The 20,899-nt window shown below is 62.5% G+C and carries 17 protein-coding genes and 1 tRNA gene; 11 read left to right on the forward strand and 7 right to left on the reverse strand.

What is annotated here, in order from left to right; translation table 11 throughout:
- Positions 1-34: 34 nt before the first annotated feature.
- Genes BG83_RS0103805 through BG83_RS28285 form a run of 9 tightly spaced genes read left to right on the forward strand, consistent with a single transcriptional unit; the run spans position 35 to position 13,302 of the window.
- On the forward strand, positions 35-2,359 hold the full coding sequence (locus BG83_RS0103805; RefSeq protein WP_024975475.1) for an effector protein Tle3 domain-containing protein: 2,325 nt from the start codon (positions 35-37) through the stop codon (positions 2,357-2,359).
- Positions 2,360-2,367: 8 nt separating this feature from the next.
- The gene (locus BG83_RS0103810; protein WP_024975476.1) at positions 2,368-3,945 is read left to right on the forward strand and encodes a hypothetical protein; all 1,578 of its coding nucleotides are present in this window, start codon (positions 2,368-2,370) and stop codon (positions 3,943-3,945) included.
- Between the two features lie 37 nt (positions 3,946-3,982).
- Positions 3,983-4,258 (forward strand): PAAR domain-containing protein, encoded by a 276-nt coding sequence (locus BG83_RS0103815; protein WP_024975477.1) that lies wholly within the window; start codon positions 3,983-3,985, stop codon positions 4,256-4,258.
- The gene (gene tssJ, locus BG83_RS0103820; RefSeq protein WP_024975478.1) at positions 4,255-4,788 is read left to right on the forward strand and encodes a type VI secretion system lipoprotein TssJ; all 534 of its coding nucleotides are present in this window, start codon (positions 4,255-4,257) and stop codon (positions 4,786-4,788) included. The genes BG83_RS0103815 and tssJ overlap by 4 nt, the downstream gene beginning before the upstream one ends.
- Positions 4,789-4,793: 5 nt before the next feature.
- Positions 4,794-6,137: a type VI secretion system baseplate subunit TssK gene (gene tssK, locus BG83_RS0103825; protein WP_024975479.1), complete on the forward strand. Its 1,344-nt coding sequence runs from the start codon at positions 4,794-4,796 to the stop codon at positions 6,135-6,137.
- Positions 6,137-7,426 (forward strand): type VI secretion system protein TssL, long form, encoded by a 1,290-nt coding sequence (gene tssL, locus BG83_RS0103830; protein ID WP_051541443.1) that lies wholly within the window; start codon positions 6,137-6,139, stop codon positions 7,424-7,426. The genes tssK and tssL overlap by 1 nt, the downstream gene beginning before the upstream one ends.
- 12 nt (positions 7,427-7,438) lie before the next feature.
- A complete protein-coding gene (gene tssM / locus BG83_RS0103835) occupies positions 7,439-11,251 on the forward strand; it encodes a type VI secretion system membrane subunit TssM (RefSeq protein WP_024975481.1) in 3,813 nt (1,270 codons plus the stop codon).
- Positions 11,200-12,549 carry a DotU family type IV/VI secretion system protein gene (locus BG83_RS29800; protein WP_152543664.1) on the forward strand — a complete coding sequence of 450 codons (1,350 nt, stop codon included), beginning with the start codon at positions 11,200-11,202 and terminating at the stop codon, positions 12,547-12,549. Before tssM ends, BG83_RS29800 begins: the two co-directional genes overlap by 52 nt.
- Positions 12,550-12,585: 36 nt before the next feature.
- Positions 12,586-13,302: a hypothetical protein gene (locus BG83_RS28285; protein ID WP_024975483.1), complete on the forward strand. Its 717-nt coding sequence runs from the start codon at positions 12,586-12,588 to the stop codon at positions 13,300-13,302.
- A 113-nt stretch (positions 13,303-13,415) separates the two neighbouring features.
- Here BG83_RS28285 and BG83_RS0103850 read toward each other — a convergent pair.
- Positions 13,416-13,492, reverse strand: a tRNA-Arg gene (locus BG83_RS0103850).
- Between the two features lie 665 nt (positions 13,493-14,157).
- Between BG83_RS0103850 and BG83_RS0103860 the strand changes: the two genes are divergently transcribed.
- On the forward strand, positions 14,158-14,361 hold the full coding sequence (locus BG83_RS0103860; RefSeq protein ID WP_024975485.1) for a hypothetical protein: 204 nt from the start codon (positions 14,158-14,160) through the stop codon (positions 14,359-14,361).
- Positions 14,362-14,378: 17 nt separating this feature from the next.
- Here the strand turns inward: BG83_RS0103860 and BG83_RS0103865 are convergent, their stop codons facing one another.
- Genes BG83_RS0103865 through wrbA form a run of 3 tightly spaced genes read right to left on the reverse strand, consistent with a single transcriptional unit; the run spans position 14,379 to position 16,780 of the window.
- On the reverse strand, positions 14,379-15,791 hold the full coding sequence (locus BG83_RS0103865) for an FAD-binding oxidoreductase (RefSeq protein ID WP_024975486.1): 1,413 nt from the start codon (positions 15,789-15,791) through the stop codon (positions 14,379-14,381).
- A gap of 6 nt (positions 15,792-15,797) precedes the next feature.
- Positions 15,798-16,190 (reverse strand): DUF2069 domain-containing protein, encoded by a 393-nt coding sequence (locus BG83_RS0103870; protein ID WP_024975487.1) that lies wholly within the window; start codon positions 16,188-16,190, stop codon positions 15,798-15,800.
- Complete coding sequence (wrbA, locus tag BG83_RS0103875) at positions 16,187-16,780, reverse strand: NAD(P)H:quinone oxidoreductase (protein WP_024975488.1); 594 nt, start codon at positions 16,778-16,780, stop codon at positions 16,187-16,189. The genes BG83_RS0103870 and wrbA overlap by 4 nt, the downstream gene beginning before the upstream one ends.
- A 68-nt stretch (positions 16,781-16,848) precedes the next feature.
- Here wrbA and BG83_RS0103880 point away from each other — a divergent pair, with 68 nt between their 5' ends.
- Positions 16,849-18,180, forward strand: coding sequence for a YihY family inner membrane protein (locus BG83_RS0103880; protein WP_024975489.1), 1,332 nt, complete (start codon positions 16,849-16,851; stop codon positions 18,178-18,180).
- Between the two features lie 4 nt (positions 18,181-18,184).
- On the opposite strand, the gene BG83_RS0103885 is transcribed toward BG83_RS0103880, so the two are convergent.
- The 3 genes from BG83_RS0103885 to BG83_RS0103895 are packed head-to-tail and all read right to left on the reverse strand — an operon-like array spanning position 18,185 to position 20,688.
- Positions 18,185-18,502, reverse strand: coding sequence for an Mpo1-like protein (locus tag BG83_RS0103885; RefSeq protein WP_024975490.1), 318 nt, complete (start codon positions 18,500-18,502; stop codon positions 18,185-18,187).
- Positions 18,503-18,529: 27 nt separating this feature from the next.
- Positions 18,530-19,354 carry an alpha/beta fold hydrolase gene (locus tag BG83_RS0103890; protein WP_024975491.1) on the reverse strand — a complete coding sequence of 275 codons (825 nt, stop codon included), beginning with the start codon at positions 19,352-19,354 and terminating at the stop codon, positions 18,530-18,532.
- Positions 19,354-20,688 carry an O-acetylhomoserine aminocarboxypropyltransferase gene (locus BG83_RS0103895; protein ID WP_024975492.1) on the reverse strand — a complete coding sequence of 445 codons (1,335 nt, stop codon included), beginning with the start codon at positions 20,686-20,688 and terminating at the stop codon, positions 19,354-19,356. Before BG83_RS0103895 ends, BG83_RS0103890 begins: the two co-directional genes overlap by 1 nt.
- Between the last annotated feature and the right edge of the window lie 211 nt (positions 20,689-20,899).

Below are 20,899 nucleotides of genomic sequence, written 5' to 3' on the forward strand. Positions count from 1 at the left end.
CTTGCCGGCCCCAATAAGCCAGAAAAACAATCCAATGACCGAAACGACTGCAGGCCGCCTGAGCGGCCCTTACGCCGAAGCGCTGTGTCTTCCCGGCAAACCACGCATGGACGTGGACGCGCCCCTTCCGTTGCCCGGCGTCATCATCTTCGTGCACGGAGTCAATTCCAATGGCGAATGGTTTGACGACAGTGAAATTGGCCTGCTGGCCGGGCTCAACGCACGCTTGCAGCGCAAGGACGACCAACTCCACCGCATCAAGGGCAGTGGTCAGCTTCAGCCCGCCAGCTATATGGGCGAGCTCACGGAGGATGGCTACATCCACCGTGACTTAAAGTCCACCAGCTTCATCAAGGAAGACGGCTACAGTCCGGTCATCCGCTTCCGCTGGGGTTACAAGGCCAGCAAAGCAGAAGTTGCCACCGTGGGCGGAAGCATTCTGCTTGACGAAGCCGATGCTTGGGGCGGCGGCCCCTTTGCCAACGGCTGCTCTGCTTTGCCTGACATGTTTAGCAATGGTACTGACACTGGATTGTTCCTCGGCCTTGCCGTGCAGGACATGAATACCAGCGACCGCCAGGTCTACAGTTGCCCGGCCCGACACTACCAGGCCTTTGCTGCATGGCGCCTCGCCAAGCTGGTCGCGCGCATTCGTGAGATTCATCGCGCGCAGTACGGCGAAAAAGATTGCCCTGTGACCGTGGTTTGCCATAGCCAAGGCAACATGGTCGGGCTGTGCTCGGCCTACTTCGGCGCCAATCATCCTGATTTGAAGGGGCGCGGCGTGGCCGACAACTACATTCTGGCCAATGCGCCCTATAGCATGCAAAAAAGTGGGGCCGATAACTACGCGCAATACAACTGGCCAAAGTTCCAGGGGCGCGTCAAGCAGGAGTCCCGCTATGAAGGGTTGGCGAACTTCTTTGACATTGTGCGCAACTTCGAGCCGAAGCACTACGACACCGCTACTGTTGACGAACACCTCTGGAACCGCCGCCCTAAATGCGGAAGCCAGCCGAATACCACCGCGCAAGACGAGCAAGCCCGCAAAACACGAAAACGCGTGTTCCTGTATTGCAACCCGCACGACCGTGTGATCTCCATTGATACAGTCAAAGGCATGGGTTGGTTGGGCTTGAATGACAAAGACGTGCAAGAGACCCGTGCCGAAGGCTTGCTATTCCAACGCGTGTGGGCCGAGGGCCAGCCCGGGCAGCCGTACAAGGTTGGCGTTGCCCCCACCGGTGGCGCTGGCGACTACTTCGACTACTGGAAGCAAACGAACGGCGCCGATCTGAACGAGAAACAGTTCTGGACCCCGCGTGCAGACCAATTGCGCATGCAGGTCAAGGAGATCTGGGGCGACGAGCGTCGTAGTGTCATCGGCAAGGCAAATGCAACGCTCTGGGGATTTGTCTTCCAGGTCGCCCTGTGGGGCAGCAGCGCCGTGGGCGCAAAGCTTGCCAACCTGAATGCCAGCCCAGACGATGGCTGGAAGGTCCGTGTCAACGCGCCCGAAGTCCCCTGCAAGGGGATCGAGCCCAAGTCGCTCTATTTACCGGGCGGTGATGGCTCCTCATCCAGGCCTGGCAAGGTGCGAGAAGGCGATTCACGCATCGAAGGCCCCTTCAACCGGTACAAGGAATCCGCCAGTGATGCGTTGAACCCCAAGCGTGACACCTTCGAGGGAGAAGACCCCTACGCGGAACCACGCAAAGAGCTGGGGCAGGGCGACACCGCCAGCGAAGCGGCCATGCGCTACGACCAGAACGCGGGCATTCGCCAACGTGCCCGGCGCGCCATCTATACCGACGGCGGACATCGCCAATTGCTTGGCCGTGCCGGAGTGCTGAACCCATGGGGCTTCACGGAAGAAGATGTGGGCAAGCTGAGCGCGCAGGGCCACGGCGACATCAAGGGCAGCAACTTTGAGTCGTTCGAGAAAACCGAGCGCATGGGCTTGCTTGCCAAGGGCGCAAACCAACAGGCCACCAATCACTCGACCATCTTGACCAACCCCGACCACAGCGAGCACGTGCTGGCTTACGACGTGGATGTGGGCCTGTGCAAATTCAGCAATGTGCAGATGAACCAACTGCGGAGGATGGCGGATTGGCGCTGGTGTAAGCCGAGGCCCGAAAAAGGCGACGACTTCCCGCCGGGCAGGAAGCCCGAGCAGGATAACGAATTTGAGTACTACGACACCGCAAAATTGAAGAATAAGCCGCTAGCGGAGCAGGACAAATTTGTCGCAGAAAAAGGCGCCCTAACGATTCTCCAGATCGCCCACGAGCGCAATCGGCTGCCTGTGTTCCAGGCCCATCACCAGTCAGGTAAGTCTGATACGCCCTACGTCTGAGGAACTGCATGTCTTACCTGGTTCGTTTGAGTTCGCACGGGCGCGTGTTTGCTTCCGCCAAGCAACTGGTCAGCGCCTGTCTGCTGCTCACCGCCTGTCACCCTGGAGTTTCAATGTCTGCCAACTATTCTCGCAAGCCCGTGGCGTGGCCACGGATGCAAACCGCTGCCGCACAAACCGATCCCGCCAAGGCACCCGCTGCCGTACTGCTGGGTGTGCAGTGGCTCAACCCGCTGATGTGGCGTGACTACCCCACCCAATGGAACCTGCTGTGGGCCCAGGGGCTTGCGCAGCCCAATGCGAATGATCTGCAGGCGCCAAAGTTTAAGCTGGGGGATGCGGTGGGGGAGTTGACCGGTGGCATGGATCGTAACAAACGGCTGGAGGACTACCCCCAGGTCAAACGTGACAGATTCGTTGGGGCCTTCAACGACTTAGTCACTGCCCCACTAAGAAGCTTCCGCGCCTATCCGGCCGACCCGAACTACTTCTACTCCATCCGCACGGGCACATCTCGCCCAGACTTTATGGACGCGATCGTGTTTGCCGGGATGCCGCGCGAGTGGGTTAATACGCCGACGTACTATGACTTTGAGATCAAGGACAGTGGGATCGATGAGTTGCTGCGCGACCAAAAGAACGTTGGCATTCCCGCCCCCAGCTATGGAGCATACGACGCAGCGCACGCCGAAGAGCGCATGCGCGATTACTTTGTCAACTTGCACAAGAATGACCGAGGCGAAACGGTACGTGGTGCACCTGCGACCGATGAAATGATCATTGGCGAGTCAACGCTGACTTTGAAAGGGGCACGGCGCTTGATCTATGGCAAGGTAGCGCAAGAATCCGAGGCCCGGAGCATGATGTTCAACCCCAACGGCAAGCTGCCGCAGGTGGTGCTCAAGGCCGGTGATGAAACCGTGGGCTTCTACGATCTGCAAGAAGCGCTCAAGTTCTTGGCGGCGAATCCCAACAAGCTGGCGTGGGTGTGGAACATGGATGCGCCCAACTACCCGATGGGCGAGCAAACCAACGAAAACACTGCCCTCCTGATCCTCGGCCACCCCAGCGCCGACTGGGGCTACACGCCGCTGGCCTCCATCTACACGCCCCAGCACCATGAAGGCGGCATCGACGCCAAGGCGGCCAACCCCGGCGGGGCGTGGAGCCTCTTGATGGAGGCCGTTCAGAAGCAGGCCGCGCAAGACCACCCCGTTGAGCGTGTCTACCACGACGTGCATAAGCACACGGCCAACGTCACCACCTTGATGAAGCCGCTGCACGCCGTCGTCCACCAGCAATGGCCCGACCTGGACCAGATCGGCAACTTCTACAGCGTGTCCCAGGTGATGGAAGGCCCGGCCCGCGCCGCCAGCTTCGCTGTCAACACTGCCTTTGCTGCAGCCTATGCCAACCAGAGCGGCAAGAGCGCCGTGGTCACCAGCGTGACTGACGCAAAAGATAGCTGGGCCGTGCTGATCGGCCCACCGCCGGGCTGGAAGCCGTCGCCGCCGATCACGCAGTGGGACCGCGCGAGGGGCGAGAGCCGGGCGTACTGGCCGTGGTTTGGCAAACCGCAGCAGTAACGCCCAGCAATCGGCCAATTTTCGTACAGAAATCAACATGTCCGCAGAAATCATCACCGTAGGCGACATCGGCACGCACGGCGCCGTCGTCATCACCGGCTCGCCCACCAGCAAGATCCGTGGCCGCGCCATTGCTCGCCAGGGCGATCTCGTCAACTGCCCCGCTAAGTACCCCGACGGTCGCCCACACGGCATCAACCGCATCGTGCGCGTGTCGGGCACATCCAAGGTCGGCGGCACGATCATGGCCCGCGCCGGTGATGGCACCGAATGCGGCTGTGTCCTGATGGGCAGCCAGCCCGCCCGCGCATGAAGCCCGTTCAGCAACTCTCCGCGCTGGGCAGCAAACGATTGTGGATACTGGCGCTCGGTGTCTTGCTCGCGCTCTCTGGGTGTTCCACCGCCCCCGCCCAGCCCGAGCAAATGAAGCTCGACCTCGCAATCGAAGCCAAGGACTCCCTCAACCCCAACGACAAGGGCAGGGCGTCCCCCGTGCTCGTGCGCCTGTACGAACTCAAGACCGCCAGCACCTTTGAGAACGCCGACTACTACGCACTCGAATCCACCGACCGCACGATGCTCGTCTCGGACCTGCTTGCGCGCGACGAATTCATCCTGCGCCCGGGCGAGTTCCGCGACATCGAACGCAAGCTCAACCCCGACACGCAAGCGCTCGGCCTGCTCGTCGGCTATCGAGATCTTGGCAAGGCCACCTGGCGCACCGTCTACAAACTGCCGCCCGCCCCAGAGGCCGCCTGGTACCGCGCCGCAATCCCCGCCCGCAAGGTCAAGCTGCAGATCGTCCTGGACGAGCAAGCCATCACCGTATCCAAACCTGATTGATTTTCATGAGCTGGTACAACAAAGTCGTCTGGAGCGAAGGGCTGTTCCTGCGCCCGCAACTCTTCCAGCAGCAAGAGCGCTACCTGGAGCATTTCGCCCACAAGCGCGCCGCTGCCCTGAGCCCATTCTTCTGGGGCTTCCACCACCTTGCCATCGACGCGGAAGCGCTGGCCCTGGGCAAACTGGTCGTCTCCGGTGCCGCCGGTATTTATCAGGATGGCACACCGTTCGACGCGCCAGCTCACGCCAAGCTGCCCGCGCCGCTGGCGCTGCGCTATGAGCACCTGAACCAGATCATCTATCTGGCCGTGCCCATCCGCACACCCAATGCGGAAGAAACCAGCTTTGAAGATGCCCAGGACTCGCTGGCACGCTATCGCAGCTTCGAAGAAGACCTGCTCGACGCTAACTCCATCGGCCAAGGCCCCAAGCTCGTGCAACTGGGGGATCTGCGCTTGCGCCTGCTGCCCGAGAAAGAATTGACCGAATCCTGGCTTGGCATGCCGCTAGCCAAGGTCACGGAAATCCGCGCCGACGGCAGCGCCCGGCTTGATGCAGGGCTGATCCCGCCCGTCAATGTCTACACCGCCAGCGCCTTGCTGCAAACGTGGCTGGCCGAAGTCCACGGCCTGCTGCGCCTGCGTGCCACCTCCATGGCTGAGCGCCTCGCGGCCTCCAGCACCCGGGGTGGAGACGCTGCCGAGATTTCCGAATACCTCATCCTGCTACTGTTCAACCGCTTCGAGCCCTTGCTGGAGCACATGCTGTCAGCCAAAGCGGATTCGCCCGAAGCGCTGTATGTCCAACTGACCGTATTCGCCGGCGAGCTGTCCACCTTCGTGCGCACCACCACCCGCCGCCCGAATCCGGACTACCCCGCTTACCGCCATGACGAGCCCCACACCTGCATCAAGCCCGTGGTGGACGACCTGCGTTTTCTGCTCAACGTCGTGTTGGAGCGCGGTGCCCAGCGCATCGAGTTGCGCGACCAGCAGCACGGCATCCGCCTAGCGGTGCTGGACCCGGCAGAGTTCGAGCGCTTCAACACCTTTGTGCTGGCCGTGGGCGCACAACTGCCCAGCGACGTGCTGCAGCAGCAATTCCCTGCGCAAGCCAAGGTGGGCCCCGCCGAGCGGTTGGCCGAACTCATCCGCTCGCACCTGCCCGGTATTCCGTTGCAGGCCATGCCCGTACCGCCGCGCCAGATTCCCTTCAACGCTGGCCAGGTCTACTTCGAACTGCCGCAAGACCACCCGTTGTGGGCGCAAGTGCAGCGCTACGGCGGTCTGGCGCTGCACGTGGCGGGGAGCTTTCCCGAGCTGCGGCTTGAACTGTGGGGAGTGCGCTAATGGCTGGAGCATCATCAACCGACGCGCTCAATCACCCGGTGCAAGGGCAAAATGCGCCCGCTCCGAATCCGGAGCAGATGCGTGCCGCCTCCACCCAGGCCGCCAACGAGCCACGGCAGGTCAAGCGCAAGCCGATCGAGCAACGTGTCGAGAAAGCCAAGCAGGCAGTCAATCCGGTGCTGTCCGCCGCGCGGCCCTTGCTGCGCGCCCTGGCTGATATGCCGAGCACACTGCGCGTCGATCAGGCCGCGCTTCTGAAAGACGTGCTTGAACAAGAGTTGCACGACTTCCAGACCGTGTGCGAGCGGGTGGGTATCCGTTCTGAGCATGCCCTTGCTGCGCACTACAGCCTATGTACTGCCTTGGACGAAGCCGCCTTGGGCACGACATGGGGCGGCAATGGTTCCTGGGCAGAGGACAGCCTGCTCGTCAAGCACCACGGTGGCACCGACGGCGGCACCAAGGTCTTCCAAGTGCTGGGCCGGCTGGTCAACAGCCCCGAAGAGCACATCGACTTGATCGAGTTGATCTACTACCTGCTCTCGCTCGATTTCCAAGGTCGCTACCGTGGCCCCGCCGAGGGAGAGCGACAACACCTTGCGATCCGGCAGAGCCTGCACGGGCTGATTCGCAAACACCGCGGCGCCGTGCCCCGAGAGCTGTCGCCGAACCTGCCCGTAGCTCCGGCAGGGCGGTTCTCCATGATTCGCACCGTCCCGATCTGGCTGAGCGTCACAGTCCTCGGCTTGGCCGCCTTTGGCCTCTTCGCCTGGTACAAGTACCAACTCTCGTTGCGCACGCGCGATCTGGAGCAACAGATCCAGGCTATCGCGCAGATCACGCCGCCGCCACCACCCAAGATGGTCCTGCGTCTGTCCGAATTGCTCAAGGACGAAATCGCCCGTGGCCAAGTCCAGGTGGAAGAAGATGCGATGCACAGCGCCGTCACCTTCCGGGGCGACGACATGTTTGCCGGCGGCCGTGCCGACGTGAACGCCAAGGTCCATCCCCTGCTGGACAAGGTCGCCGCCGAAATTGCCAAAGTGCCCGGCACGGTCACCGTCACTGGTCACAGCGACAACCAGCCCATTAAGACCGCCAGGTTCCCTTCGAATCAGATGCTCTCGGAAGAGCGCGCCGTGCACGTTGCCGAGTATCTCGCCACGCGAGGTGTGGCCCAGGGCCGGCTGGAATCCGTGGGCAAGGGCGACACCGAACCCGTGGCAGATAACGCGACCAGGGATGGCCGGGCGAAAAATCGCCGGGTGCAGATCGACGTCACGCAGTAATTGGATCTAGGTATGGAATTGTTGAAACGACTGCGCAACGCGCTCTTTAGCTGGCAGATGTTGCTTCTGCTGGTAGTCCTGCTGATCGCGGCGGCCGTGTGGTGGATTGGTCCGTTGCTGAGCTTCGATGGCATCTTGCCGCTGGCGAGCGTCGGTGTGCGTGTCGCTGTGATCGTCTTGCTGCTGGCGCTGTACTTCTTTCTGGTGTTTGGGCTGCCCGTGTTCTTTGTGGCGGCGACCGCGTTGTGTTTGTTGATCTGGCATGCTGGCCCGCTGCTCGCCCTGAACGGACATCACCCGCTGCAAGACAGAACACCTCGCCTTTTGTTGATCGCCGTCATCGTCCTCGTGTCGGTCGTCTATCTGTTCAGCCTGCTCTGGCGCAACATTCGCTCGGGCGGTGTGGTCCGGAAATGGTTGGATGCTAAGACCGAGGGTGAGCAGGAGCTGGCCCCCGAATCTGACGTCAAGGCTGTCACCAGCAGTGTCGATGCCGCCATGCGTCAGTTGAAGGCACTGCGCACCAGTAGTGGCGTCGCCCGGTTGTTCGAGGGCAAGCGCTACCTGTACGAGCTGCCGTGGTATCTCACCTTGGGTTTCGCCGAGACCGGCAAAACCAGCATGCTGAGCAATGCCGGCCTGCGCTTCCCCCTGGCGGGCGGCGGAAGTTCACCCTCGCGCGCGGATGAAGACCGCAAGGCACCGGCGTGGCGCTTCGCCAACGAAGCGGTGCTGATCGACCCCGTTGGCAACTACACCAGCCAAGACCGCAAACCGGAGGCCGTCCACGCGGAGTGGGGCCGATTCCTCGGTCTGCTGCGCAAATATCGTGGCCGCGCACCCATCAACGGTGCCTTAGTTGCCGTCAGCGTGGCTGACCTAGTTCACCAGTCCACACAAGAGCGTGAGAATGAAGCGCTTAAAATCCGTAACCGCTTGATCGAATTGCGGCAGGACTTGGGCATCCAGTTCCCGATCTATGTCGTGGTAACCAAGCTCGACTTGCTGCCTGGCTTCGCTCAGTATTTTCAATATCTGGGCAGTGAGGGGCGCGCGCAGTCGTGGGGCTTTGGACTTCCGGCAGACCGCAAGCTCAAGCGTGGCGAATCGGCGTCCGCCATCGCAGATCTGTGCCGTACCGAGATGGCCGCCCTGGAGGCGCGCCTGATCGCAGGGGAGTCGGATCGTTTCAACGAAGAGTTCGACGCCGGTCGCAAGAAGGCACTGGTGGGCTTGGTCGAAGAATTCGATGCGCTGACGAACCCGCTGGCTGATCTGATCGACCAGATCTTTGCGCAAAGCCGCTATGACAGCACACAGCACAACGCCATGCTGCGTGGTGTGTATTTCACCAGCGCGGCGCAGACTGGCGCATCGGTGAACGCTGCTGACGACACGGTGACGCTGCAGGTGCTGGATGCCGCGACGCTCGACGAGGCGCAGGCGTTTCAAGCCAGCTCAAGCACCGACAGCTACTTCCTGCAGGACCTCTTCAAGCGCGGCGTTTTCCCCGAGGCACACCTGGTTCGCCCGAACTTGCGTTGGGAGTTCCGTTTCCGACTGATGCGCCTGCTGGCCCATGCCATCGTGCTGGTGATCTTCCTGTGGCTGGTGGCTGGCTTTTATCTGAGCTTTGGGCACAACACGCACTATCTCGATGTGGTGCAGGAAAATGCCAAGGCACTGACTGCCAAGGTGACAAGCTTCTACAAGAAGCCCGAGCCCGAGGGCACGCCGGCGTTGCTGGCCGAGGCGCACGATTTGCCAGCGTTTCCTGGCTTGGACCTGGCAGCTCCGCCGCTTCACTGGCGTTACGGCCTGTATGTTCCGCAACAGGTGCTGGCCGCCGCCATGGGCACGCACGTCAAGCTGGAAGACAACCTGCTCGTACCGTACCTGGTGCGCCGAGTGGAAACCGTGTTGTCTGCTGCCATCGCCGACAAGGACACCAAGCTCACCTACGATACGCTGCGCGCCTACCTGATGCTGTACGACGAAGACATTTTCAATGCCTCCGACGTGCGTGGTTGGGTACAAAGCGACTGGGCGACCGGCGGCGGTGCGGAAGCCTTTGGTGGCCGGATTGCCGTAGTCGAGCACCTCAACAGCTTGCTCGATGGCACGCGCCCGATCCGCTCGCCGTATGCCAAGAATGAGGATTTAATCCGTTCAGCGCGGGACTTCCTGGATGGTAATACCTCGACCGAACGTTTGTACGACCGAGCTAAGGCCGCCATGATGGAAGAGGCACCGGCGGATTTCACGCTGGTGCGTGCCATCGGTCCGCAAGCGGGTACGGTGTTCTCCCGTGCTAGCGGCGAGCCGCTGGAGCGAGGTATTCCGGGACTGTTCACCTATGCGGGTTACCACAACCTGTTCAACGCCCGTTTGCCCGAGTTCGTCAACAAGGCGCAGGCAATCGATGCGTGGGTGATGGGCCGCGCAGGAGCCAGCGCTCAAAAAAAAACGCTTGAGAGCGCAGCAGGCAAGCTGGCTGGCGACGACCCGGTGACTCGGGAAATCCGCCGCTTGTATCTGACCGAATACGCGCAGCGCTGGACGGAATTTCTGTCCGACATCCGGGCCTTGACCGGCAACAACCTCGCCTTTGACCTGGAAGTGCTGCGCAACTTCGCTGCGCCCGATTCGGCATTGGCGCGTCTGGGGCGCGTGGTGGTTCGCGAGACGACACTGAGCCAGCCGACCGAACCAACAGACAAATCGCTCGCCGACAAGGCGCTGGCTGCCTTGGACGGAAAGTCCGACAAGATCAGCGGCTTCGCAGCTCGCGCCGAAGCACGACAGGAGCGCGAGCTGGTTGATAACCGCTTCGCAGCCCTGCGCGAAGTCGTGACCGGCCAAGCCGACGTTGCGGTCCCCAACGCGCAAGTCGCGAACGGCAAACCGCGACTGGACGCGATTGCGGGAATGGTCAACGCCTACTACACATCGTTGGTGGTTGCCAGCAATGCGCTGGAGACCCGTAATCTGCCGCCACCCGCCGAGGCGGGCGCTCAGTTGAAGATGGAAGCCGCCAAACTGCCCGCCCCGCTCAAGGAGGTGTTGGCAGACCTGGTGGTGCAGGGCACGCGCGACGTCAATAAGGGGATTGGCGACATCCTTGTCGCCCAGATGAATGCCGTGATTGGCGAGAGCTGCCGTGGCGCTATCGACGGCAAGTACCCCTTCACGCCGAATGCTACCCAGGACGTGGATACGGAGGACTTTGCGCGCCTGTTTGCGACCGGCGGTGTACTGGACGATTTCTTCCAGAAGGTACTGGCACCCCACGTCGATACAACCGTCTCGCCGTGGCGCTACAAGCTGAGTGCCCCCGATGTGCCGCCGGTGGCAGGGCCAAGCCTTATTCCATTCCAGCGCGCCAAGGAAATTCGTGAGGTGTTCTTCCGCGACCCAGGTGCAAAGAAGATGACGTGGAGGGTAGACCTAAAGGTGGTCGAGCTTGACCCGGAAATAGTTGAATTGAACATGGACTTCGACGGCCAGAGCCAGCGCTACGTTCACGGGCCGGTGAGTCCGCTCAAGGTGACATGGCCGGGGCCGCGAGGCGGGCAGGGTGCGGAGGTCACAGCCAATCCGCGCGTGCGGCCAGAGACTTCCACGCTTACCGCGAATGGCCCGTGGGCCATGATGCGCGTGATTGCCAAGGGCAAACTTGCCAGTTCCGTGTCGAACAGCCATTTCGTGGCCGAGTATGACTTTGATGGACGCAAGGCCAAGCTCGACATCAATACAGGCAGCTTGGCGAATCCATGGACGACGGGACTGCTGCAAGGCTTCCAGTGTCCCGGGAGGTCTGGCTGATGGCTAGTCAAACGCAATCCAAGAACCACTTGCTCCGGCTTGCCCAGCCTTTGTTCTGGCTGCTGGACGAACTGTCGCCCGAGCTGGAGTCAGCAGCCCGGCTGGATGCTCTCAAATCTGAAGTGCGCACGCGGCTGGCTGCCTTCAAACAAGCAGCCCAGGCCGCCGCACTCAAGGCGGATTCTGTAGAGGCGGTGCACTACTGTTTCTGTGCGGCGTTGGATCAGGCGGGTAGCCGCGTGCGTGGGCGCGCGGATGGCTTGCGCGGTGTCTGGCTTCAGCACGGCTTGCTGATGCAGCTCTATGGTGAGAAGGATTTTGGTCAACGCTGCCGCACCTGGATCACCAAGCTGCAGGAGACACCCAACGTCAGCGAAAATGCACTGGAGGTGATTGCGCAACTCATGGGGCGTGGCTTGCGGGACGAGCGGGGCATGCCACTTCCCAAAATCCAGCTTGTGCACCAATTGAGCCCCGTGGAGGTCATCCCGTTAGCCGCGACGACTCCCCAGCGTCGACACGTGACCATTGCCAATTCGGCGACAGAGCACCAGCGCATTCATGTTGCCGTTAACAATCCTAGCAATGGTGCAGTGGAACCATCGGATGTGTTGATCACCGTCGGCATACCTGTGCCAGAGGCACCGTCGTCTCAAGAGTTGCCACTACGGCGCCCATGGCGCCTGATCGTGATAGCAGTGGTGGTGACGGCGCTTGTTCTTGGCCTTGCCTGGGTGACCTATCGCCAGCATCTCGACAACCAGGCGCTGGCAAGCCAAGTCAGTGCGCTGGAGGCACAGGTCGCCAAGCGGCAGGAACCCCTAGAAGACCGCATCGCTCGTGCATTGACCTCGGAAACCGGGGCCAGCCAGTTTGGCTTGAGCACCGAAGGCGACCGCATTTACATCGTCTTCAGCAGCGACATGAGTTTTGCTGCTGGCAGCGCCGACATTACGCCGATGCTAGCGCGCCAGCTTGAACGCCTCGCGGGCGTACTCACCACCACCGATGGCAAGGTGACGATCGTGGGGCATACCGACGATTCGCCCGGTGCGCTCGGCCGCACGGAAACCAATCTGGCCCTGTCGGCTGCCCGCGCTATGGCAGTGGGGCGCAATTTGCAGGCGCATGGCGTGGCGGAGACTCGCTTGTCAGCCATGGGCCGAGGTGCAAAGGAGCAGGTTGGCGACAACAAGACTGCGGAGGGCAGGGCGTTGAATCGGCGTGTGGAAATCGTGCTTGATCGCCAACGTGCCTCTGTTCCTGACAGAGTGGCCCCAACCACTGCCGGCGACTAACAGTGTTGGGGCGCGGAATATGCACCTGAACTTTAGATGACAAAGTCGTTGCGTGACCTGCTGCTCGACCTGGATGCGCTCAACCGCGAGATCCACCGTGTTCGTCACAAGGAGATCAGTTCCGACACGATGGCGGTCCGGTTCCCGCAAGCTTCTGCGGCAACGCGAAGGCGCCTGCAAGCATTGTTGTCTGCGCCACCCCAACGACGCGGGATCACGGCATCGGATCATCGTGCCCAACTATTTACGCCAAAGGTGTTTCTGCGAACTTTGTTGTTTGCAACGTCGAAGCGGGGGCGCATCGTCGAAAGCTTGTATGTGACAGTCACTCGGGACGAAACACAGTACAACTTCCGCAATGCAACGCAGCACAACTTCAATGTCTGGGTGTACGGCGAGCGAGAAAAGTTGGTGAGAGGTAGTGGGCTATTCGTCGGGGAAACGGGCGTCGAGGCGAACCATCATTTCCTGCCGTCGCCAGACATCGGGGCGACGTTGTTTGCGGAGGGGTGCTATCGAGTGGACGTGTTTGCGCACCTGCTTGGCGACAAGCGACAAAGGCTGTTGCTGTCGCAATCCCTGATAGTCACGCCAGAGCTAGCTCGCCAGCTTCAGTGCCGTGATGCTGGGCTTCGCTTTGATTGGGCCCCGGATTCGTCAAGATACGTTGCCACTGTTGACGAGCGCCCACCGCAGGCATCGCCTCGCAGGCTTCAATCGGGTCAGGGCACGCCACAACCCGCCTTCGAATAGTTGCTGCACGCTGCAGGGGCGAAGTTGATTGAATCCGCTTACAGGGCGGTTACATGCATGGGTTTCTATGCGGGATTGTTTGCGAGTGCTAACCCGTGAATGGGTACGGGTGTTGGCCTGCCCAGAGGGATTCGAACCCCCGACCGTCGGCTTAGAAGGCCGATGCTCTATCCAACTGAGCTATGGGCAGATATGCAGATGTGCAGGCTGCCCAGGCATACCAAAAACGCGCGGCCTCCGGGTGCCTGGGAGGCCGCGATTCTAACAGATGGGATGTTGCGCAGCGCTAGTGCTGGGGCGGGATTTCCGGCGGTAGGTCCCCGGGTGGCAGTTCGATTGGGGGCGTTTGGGGTTCGGGGTCGTGCACTGGGTCATGGGCTGGTTCATCGGGCGGCGGCATTTCCGGCGGCGGGTGTGGGGGCTGTTCGGGCGGTTGCGGCGGCGTGATGTGGGCGCGCTTGGTCAGATCGGGCAAAGCGGGCATGGGCTGCCTCCATACATGGGTCGAGTTCCGGGTTTGCCCTGATCGAGCCCGCAAGCGTCGTTCCTGCGCATCATCCAAAAGGTGATACCTAAAATACGTACCCCCCAATTGGGGGGATTTTTGATACATTCCGTGGCGTCGGGTAGTGCCACACAACAATAACGTTTCATTCGAAATTCCGCGCAATGACGCGGAACACCGTGCCTACGCACGCCAAACGGGCGTGACGAAGCCTTTTCGGTTCGGACCAGACGGGAAAAGAGGGAGTCTTGTTTGGGCAGCCGTGGAGCGATCCATGGGGCTGCTGTGTTTCGCCATGGCTGCAGGGAGCCGGGGCGAGGCGCTAGCCATGGGGCAGGGAGGAAATCACAATGAGCACACGTCATGCACGACGCCCGGCAGGGTCGTCACGTAGCACTTACATCCGTAGCGCCCAGAGCGGGCGCATCGGCGATCGTTCCAACGTGAATGATCATCGTCTGCCGCCCAGCGGCGTACCGCGCATGCTGTTGTGGCTGCTGGCCGCGACGGTTCTCTTCGCGGTGGCGAACTACACGCTGAAGCTGTTCGGCTGAAGCAACGCCGGATCGCCTTACAGCACTTTCCCCGGATTCATCAGGCCGCGCGGGTCCAGCGCCTGCTTGATCGCGCGCATGGCCGCCAGTTCAACGGGGCTCTTGTAGCGCGCGTTGTCTTCGCGCTTGAGCTGGCCGATGCCGTGTTCGGCCGAGATTGAGCCGCCGTGCGCATGCACACTGTCGTGCACGATGCGGTTGATGCCGTCCTGATTGGCCAGGAACGCGTCGTGCGCATGGCCTTCCGGCGGCGATACGTTGTAGTGCAGGTTGCCGTCGCCCAGGTGGCCGAACGTCACCATGCGGATGCTGGGATAGGCTGCGGCCAGCGCGCGGTCGGTCACGTCAATGAAGTCTGCAATGCGCGAAATGGGCACGCCAATATCGTGCTTGATGTTCTTGCCTTCATCGGCCTGCGCCAGCGGAATATGTTCGCGCAGGCTCCAGAAGTCGCGCGACTGGGCCACCGATTCTGCTACTGCCGCATCGTCGATCACGCCGCGCGCGAGCGCGTCTTCCATGAGCGATTCGAACAGCGTGCGCGTGTGCGCTTCGCTTTCCAGATCGGACAATTCCAGCAGCACGTATTGCGGATATACCTGCGTAAACGGCACGCGCAGCTGCGGGTAATGCTTGCGCACCAGCTCAAGGCAAAACGCCGACATCAGCTCGAAGCCCGTCAACAGCGTCCCTGCATGGCCTTGCGCCAGCGATAGAAACTCCAGCGCCTGGCGCGGCGATTGCAGCGCCGCCAGCGCCGTCACCTTGGCGCGTGGTTGCGGAAACAGCTTCAGCATCGCCCCTGTGATGATGCCCAGCGTGCCTTCCGCGCCGATCAGCAGGTCGCGCAGGTCATAGCCTGTGTTGTCTTTGCGCAGGCCGCGCAGGCCATTCCACAGTTCGCCGTTGGGTAGGACCGCTTCGACGCCCAGGCACAGCTCGCGCGCGTTGCCGTAGCGCAGGACGGCGGTGCCGCCCGCGTTGGTCGCAAGATTGCCGCCGATCGTGCAACTGCCTTCGGCCGCCAAGCTGAGCGGGAAGAGGCGGTCTGCATCTGCGGCAGCTTGCTGCACGTTGGCCAGGATGCAGCCGGCATCCACGGTGATGGTGTTGTTGATCGGGTCGACGGCGCGCACGCGCTGCATGCGCTGCAATGAGATCACCACCGCGCTGCCTTCCATGTCGGGCGTGGCCCCGCCGCACAGGCCAGTGTTGCCGCCTTGCGGGACGATGGGCACGCCGTGCTCGCCGCACAGGCGCACGAGTGCAGCCGCCTCGTCGGGGCTGGCCGGGCGCAGCACTGCGCGCGCGCGCCCGGAGAAACGCTTTCGCCAATCGGTGAGGTAGGGCGCCTGGTCTTCCGGCGCGGTCAGGACGTGCGTTGCGCCGATGGCATCAACGCAGGCTTGCAGGAAGGCATCGTGAGTCATGGCGTATCAGGTGCTGTGGCCGGCGCGGGCTTTTGCCGCACGCTTGAACGGGCGCAGGTAGAAGACGGTTGCGGTGAAGAACACCACGCTGAGCGCCACCTCGCCCCACGCCAGCGAGCGCGAAAGTCCAATGTCCGATGTCGCCCGCACAATGCCTTCGGTAAAGAACAGCAGGATGAACATCGACGCCCATTGCATCGTGTAGCGGTTCTTGCGCAGCACGCCTGGCAGCGGCCACGCCAGCAGCAGCGCCTTCAGCGCTAGCCACGAGCCGCCCGGGCGCACGGGCGCGAGCCACAACTCCCACGCGGCGCACAGGACGATCATTGCGATGAGGCTGCCTGCACTCAGCGCAGCCAGTGCCCGGGATTCGGTGACGGCGTTGTCGGCGAGAGTCATGCGGCGAGCTTCAGAGCAGTCTGCGCCAGCCTCCGGCCCATGGCCGTGGCGAGCGTGCGTTCGTGGGTGGTAAGCGGTGCGGTATCACCGCGGTGTGCGACGTGTGATGGTCCGTATGGCGTGCCGCCCGCATCGGTGGAAAGCAGTTCGCTGTGCTGATACGGCAGACCGAGCACGACCATGCCATGGTGCAGCAGCGGCAGCATCATCGAGAGCAGGGTGGTTTCCTGCCCGCCATGCATGCTGCCCGTGGAGGTGAACACACATGCCGGTTTGCCGGCCAGCGCGCCCGCCAGCCATTGCGGTGTGGTGCCATCCAGGAAGTACTTGAGCGGGGCGGCCATGTTGCCAAAGCGCGTGGGCGAGCCCAGTGCCAGGCCCACGCATTCCTCGAGGTCGCGTACTTCCACGTAGGGCGGCCCGCTGTCGGGCACGTCGGGCTGCGTGGCTTCGCAGACGGTGGAGACGGCGGGCACCGTGCGCACACGCGCCTGGGCGCCGTCGACGCTTTCAATGCCTTGCGCAATGGCCTCGGCCAATGCGCGCGTGCTGCCGTGACGGCTGTAGTACAAGACCAGGATATCTTTCATAACAAAGCGTTGAGAGCGTCGCGGTATTATAGTTGCGCCCCCCAACCCCGCCTCCAGCCTCATTTTTCATGCTTTTTGCCACCCGTGCGCTTCGTCAATGGAATGCCGCCAAGCTGCGTGCGCTGGCGCGTTACGCCTTGCGCCGCGCCGGTGAAGACCACCTGCCGCAAGTGGCCAGCAGCCTGACATTCACGACGGTGCTGTCGCTGGTTCCCATTCTGACGGTGGCCTTTGCGCTGTTCACGGCATTTCCGATGTTCAAGAGCTTCCGGGCGGACATCGAGGGCTACATGTTCAGCAATCTCGTGCCGGGCAGCATCAGCCGGCCGATCCTGACGTATCTCAACCAGTTTTCAAGCAACGCCAAAGGGCTGACAGCAGCGGGCCTGATCGGCTTGGTCGTGACGTCGGTGATGACCATGCTCACCATCGAGAATGCGTTGAACGCCATCTGGCGCGTGCGCCATCGGCGGCCGCTCGCGCAGCGCGTTCTGGTGTTCTGGGCGCTGATGACATTCGCGCCGGTGCTGATTGGCGCAAGTCTGTCGGTCAGTTCGTACCTCGTGTCGATCTCGGCGGGTTATGTGCACAAGCTGCCGTTCGGCCTGGGTGTGATCGTGGGCCTGATCCCGATCCTGCTTTCGGCGATTGCGTTTGCGATGCTCTACGTGTTCGTGCCTAACACCAATGTGGAGCGGCGCGACGCCTTCATTGCCGGGCTGATTGCCGCGGCGGCGTTTGAAATTGCCAAGCGTGTCTTTGGCGCTTACGTTGCGCATATCCCGACGTACACAGCCGTCTACGGCGCGTTTGCCACGCTACCGATCTTTCTAACGTGGATCTATGTGAGCTGGCTGGTGACGTTGCTCGGTGCGACCATCGCGTCGACACTGCCAATCATCCGCCAGGGCTACTGGCAACGGCGCACGTTTCCGGGCAGCGAGTTCTTCGATGCGCTGGGTGTTCTGCTGCTGTTGTATCGCGCCCGCGAACAGGCACCACGTACGGTGGCCGAGCGTGATATTGGCCGGCGCCTGCAATTGGAAGCCGATTACCTAGCTGACCTGCTGACCAAGCTGAAGGCACTGCATTTGATCGGCAAGCTGCAGCAGGATCGCGGTGAGACCCATTGGGCGCTGCTTTGCGATGCGCACACGACCACGCTGCGACCGCTCTATGAAAGGCTGGTGCTGAGTCTGCCGCGCTTGCCGCGCACCTCACTGGCACGCCATCTGGGGGACACGCACGCGCTGGTCAGCCAACTGCAGAATCCTGCGCTCGATGCCACGTTGGAGAGCATTTTCACGACTGGCGAACGCGGCGTGGCGGCGGCCGCGCAGGCGGCTACGGCACCAACGCCGTCTTCTTCAATGCCCGCCGCTGCCAACGCCAGCGCCTGACGTTTCAGAACGGGATCTTGCCCGTCCAGATGTCGCGATACATCACCCAGTCGCCCATCAGGCTGTAAAACGGATGGCGAAACGTGGCGGGCCGGTTTTTCTCGAACCCGAAGTGCCCGACCCACGCAAACGCGTAACCGCTCACGGCCGCACCCAGCAACCACCACAGGTTGCCCGTGAAAACAAGCAGGATCAGGCATACCAGCGCCACCGTCGAACCGGCAAAGTGAAGGCGGCGGCAGGTGCGGTCTTGATGCTCGCTCAGGTAGTACGGATAGAACTCCGCGAAGCTGCCGAAGCTCTGGGTGTCGGTGGTGGCCATGATGCGTCTCCAGGAGGCGACTGCGACTTATGCGGCGACCGGGTCTCGTTCACGCGCAAAGGCGATCAGCGTGTCGAGTGTGCCGTCGGGGCATTCTCCCATGATCGCGTGCCCGCCTGGCAGGCCGACCACGCGGCTGCCGGCCAATCCTGCCGCAACCTGACGCCCGGCTTTCGCTGGGGTCATCTGGTCTTTCTCCCCGACGATGACGAGTGACGGACACTGCACGGCCGCCATGGCTTCGGCGCCGCGTGCATAGGCGTTGCAGGCGGCAAAGTCCGTGTGAAAGACGGGCGCCTCGGTACCGCGCGCAATCCGCTCCATCAGCCGCTGGCTGCCGCCATGCATCCAGAAGCCCGGCCCAGGGGACGAGGGCTTGTTCGCGAGGCTGGAATGCGACCACGTATTCACCATGTCAATGGCGTTGGCCGTGTTGTTGAGCGCCGCATCGAGCAGCGCATCCGACACCTTCATCGGCCAAGCCGTCGCCACCAGGGCGATGCGGCGCACGCGACTTGCGTACCGTGACGCGCACTCCAGTGCAATCAACGAGCCCATGCTGTGGCCGACGACGATGACCGGTTGCATGACGCCAGCCGCCTGCACCAGCGCCATCACCCAATCGGCCATGGCTTCCACCGTCTGCAACGGGGCGCCGGCGCTGCGGCCGTGTCCGGGCAGATCGACCGCCAGTACGCTGAAGCCGTGGTGCGCAAACCAGCGCGTCTGCAGTCCCCAGACCGAATGATCGTTCTGCGCGCCATGCACGAACACGACGCACGGCAATTCGGCGTTGAACGGCTTGCCGCCGGTGTAGGCGTAGGCGCGCTCGCCTTGTACGGTCCATTCCATCAGCGGGCTCCCGTTGCGTTGGCAGCGGCTTTGCCCGGCGCGGCGGACATCGCGCGCTCTGCAGCTTTCAGGCCGCGCTTGAGATCGTCGATCAGGTCGTCGGCGTCTTCCAGGCCGATGGAAAGGCGGATCGTGCCCTCGCTGATACCGGCTGCGGACAGCGCGTCGGCATCCATGCGGAAATGCGTTGTCGATGCGGGATGGATGACCAGCGAGCGTGCATCGCCCACGTTGGCGAGGTGCGAGAACAGGCCGAGCGACTCGATGAACTGCTGGCCGGCACGCCGGTCGCCGCGCAGATCGAAGCTGAACACCGCACCGCTGCCGCGCGGCAGCAGGCGCTTGGCCAGCGCGTGATCGGGGTGCGATTCCAGCTCAGGGTAAGCGACCGACGCCACCATCGGGTGGCTCGCCAGGAAGGCGACGACCCGGCGGGCGTTGTCTACATGCCGCGCCATGCGCAGTGGCAGTGTCTCGATGCCTTGCAGCAGTTGCCACGCGGCCATCGGGTTCATGCAGGCACCGAAGTCACGCAGGCCCTCGCGGCGCGCGCGCAGCAGGAAGGGCGCGACGGTGCTTTCCTCGGCAAACACCATGTCGTGGAAACCCGCGTAGGGCTCGGTCAGCTCGGGATGCTTGCCGGCGGCTACGTAGTCGAACGTGCCGCCGTCGACCAGCACGCCGCCAATGGTCGTGCCATGCCCACCCAGGAACTTGGTAGCCGAGTGGTAGACGAGGTCTGCACCATGTGCGAACGGCTGCAGCAGCCACGGCGTGGTGAAGGTCGAATCGACCAGCAGCGGCACGCCCGCATCATGCGCAATCGACGCAATGGTCGGGATGTCCAGCACATCCAGTCCTGGGTTGCCGAGCGTCTCGCCAAACAGCAGCCGCGTGTTCGGGCGGATGGCAGCGCGCCAGCCATCGATGTCGCCCGGCTTGACGAAGGTCGTCTCGATGCCAAAGCGGCGCAGCGTGTAATGCAGCAGATTGTGCGAGCCGCCATACAGCGCCGAAGACGCGACGATATGCGAGCCGGCACCCATCAGCGTGACGATGGCCAGATGCAGCGCCGCCTGGCCGGAAGCCGTGGCGATGGCGCCTACGCCGTTTTCCAGCGCGGCCATGCGCTCCTCGAACACGGCAACAGTCGGGTTGGAGATGCGCGAATAGACGTGCCCCGCGCGTTCCATATTGAACAATGACGCCGCATGTTCGCTGTCGCGGAATACAAAGGACGTGCTCAGGTGAATGGGCGTGGCGCGCGCGCCGGTGGCCGGGTCGGGCGCGGCACCGGCATGCAGGGCCAGCGTGTCGAAGCGGGCTTTGGACATGGATTCAAGCACCCCGAAAGGGAGCGGGAGCGGGTTTGGACGGGGCATGCTAGCACTGCTGCCTGTTGCAGCGCATTCCGGGCAAACGCCGAGCGGGCGCGGTTTTTGACAGGTTTTTTCTGCGCTGCATGCTTGTCGAAGCGCTCCGGTTTGGGCTAGGATCGAAGCACAACCATAACGACAACCCGCGCGCGGTCGCTCCCCCGGCAGA

This window comes from Ralstonia pickettii (genome assembly GCF_000607165.1).
GTDB classification, from domain to species: Bacteria; Pseudomonadota; Gammaproteobacteria; order Burkholderiales; family Burkholderiaceae; genus Ralstonia; species Ralstonia holmesii.

Bases quoted from the DNA above. Each gene is read 5' to 3' on its own strand.
- BG83_RS0103805 (WP_024975475.1), top strand. From the start codon at position 35: ATGACCGAAACGACTGCAGGCCGCCTGAGCGGCCCTTACGCCGAAGCG.
- BG83_RS0103810 (WP_024975476.1), top strand. From the start codon at position 2,368: ATGTCTTACCTGGTTCGTTTGAGTTCGCACGGGCGCGTGTTTGCTTCC.
- BG83_RS0103815 (WP_024975477.1), top strand. From the start codon at position 3,983: ATGTCCGCAGAAATCATCACCGTAGGCGACATCGGCACGCACGGCGCC.
- tssJ (WP_024975478.1), top strand. From the start codon at position 4,255: ATGAAGCCCGTTCAGCAACTCTCCGCGCTGGGCAGCAAACGATTGTGG.
- tssK (WP_024975479.1), top strand. From the start codon at position 4,794: ATGAGCTGGTACAACAAAGTCGTCTGGAGCGAAGGGCTGTTCCTGCGC.
- tssL (WP_051541443.1), top strand. From the start codon at position 6,137: ATGGCTGGAGCATCATCAACCGACGCGCTCAATCACCCGGTGCAAGGG.
- tssM (WP_024975481.1), top strand. From the start codon at position 7,439: ATGGAATTGTTGAAACGACTGCGCAACGCGCTCTTTAGCTGGCAGATG.
- BG83_RS29800 (WP_152543664.1), top strand. From the start codon at position 11,200: ATGGACGACGGGACTGCTGCAAGGCTTCCAGTGTCCCGGGAGGTCTGG.
- BG83_RS28285 (WP_024975483.1), top strand. From the start codon at position 12,586: ATGACAAAGTCGTTGCGTGACCTGCTGCTCGACCTGGATGCGCTCAAC.
- BG83_RS0103860 (WP_024975485.1), top strand. From the start codon at position 14,158: ATGAGCACACGTCATGCACGACGCCCGGCAGGGTCGTCACGTAGCACT.
- BG83_RS0103865 (WP_024975486.1), bottom strand. From the start codon at position 15,791: ATGACTCACGATGCCTTCCTGCAAGCCTGCGTTGATGCCATCGGCGCA.
- BG83_RS0103870 (WP_024975487.1), bottom strand. From the start codon at position 16,190: ATGACTCTCGCCGACAACGCCGTCACCGAATCCCGGGCACTGGCTGCG.
- wrbA (WP_024975488.1), bottom strand. From the start codon at position 16,780: ATGAAAGATATCCTGGTCTTGTACTACAGCCGTCACGGCAGCACGCGC.
- BG83_RS0103880 (WP_024975489.1), top strand. From the start codon at position 16,849: ATGCTTTTTGCCACCCGTGCGCTTCGTCAATGGAATGCCGCCAAGCTG.
- BG83_RS0103885 (WP_024975490.1), bottom strand. From the start codon at position 18,502: ATGGCCACCACCGACACCCAGAGCTTCGGCAGCTTCGCGGAGTTCTAT.
- BG83_RS0103890 (WP_024975491.1), bottom strand. From the start codon at position 19,354: ATGGAATGGACCGTACAAGGCGAGCGCGCCTACGCCTACACCGGCGGC.
- BG83_RS0103895 (WP_024975492.1), bottom strand. From the start codon at position 20,688: ATGTCCAAAGCCCGCTTCGACACGCTGGCCCTGCATGCCGGTGCCGCG.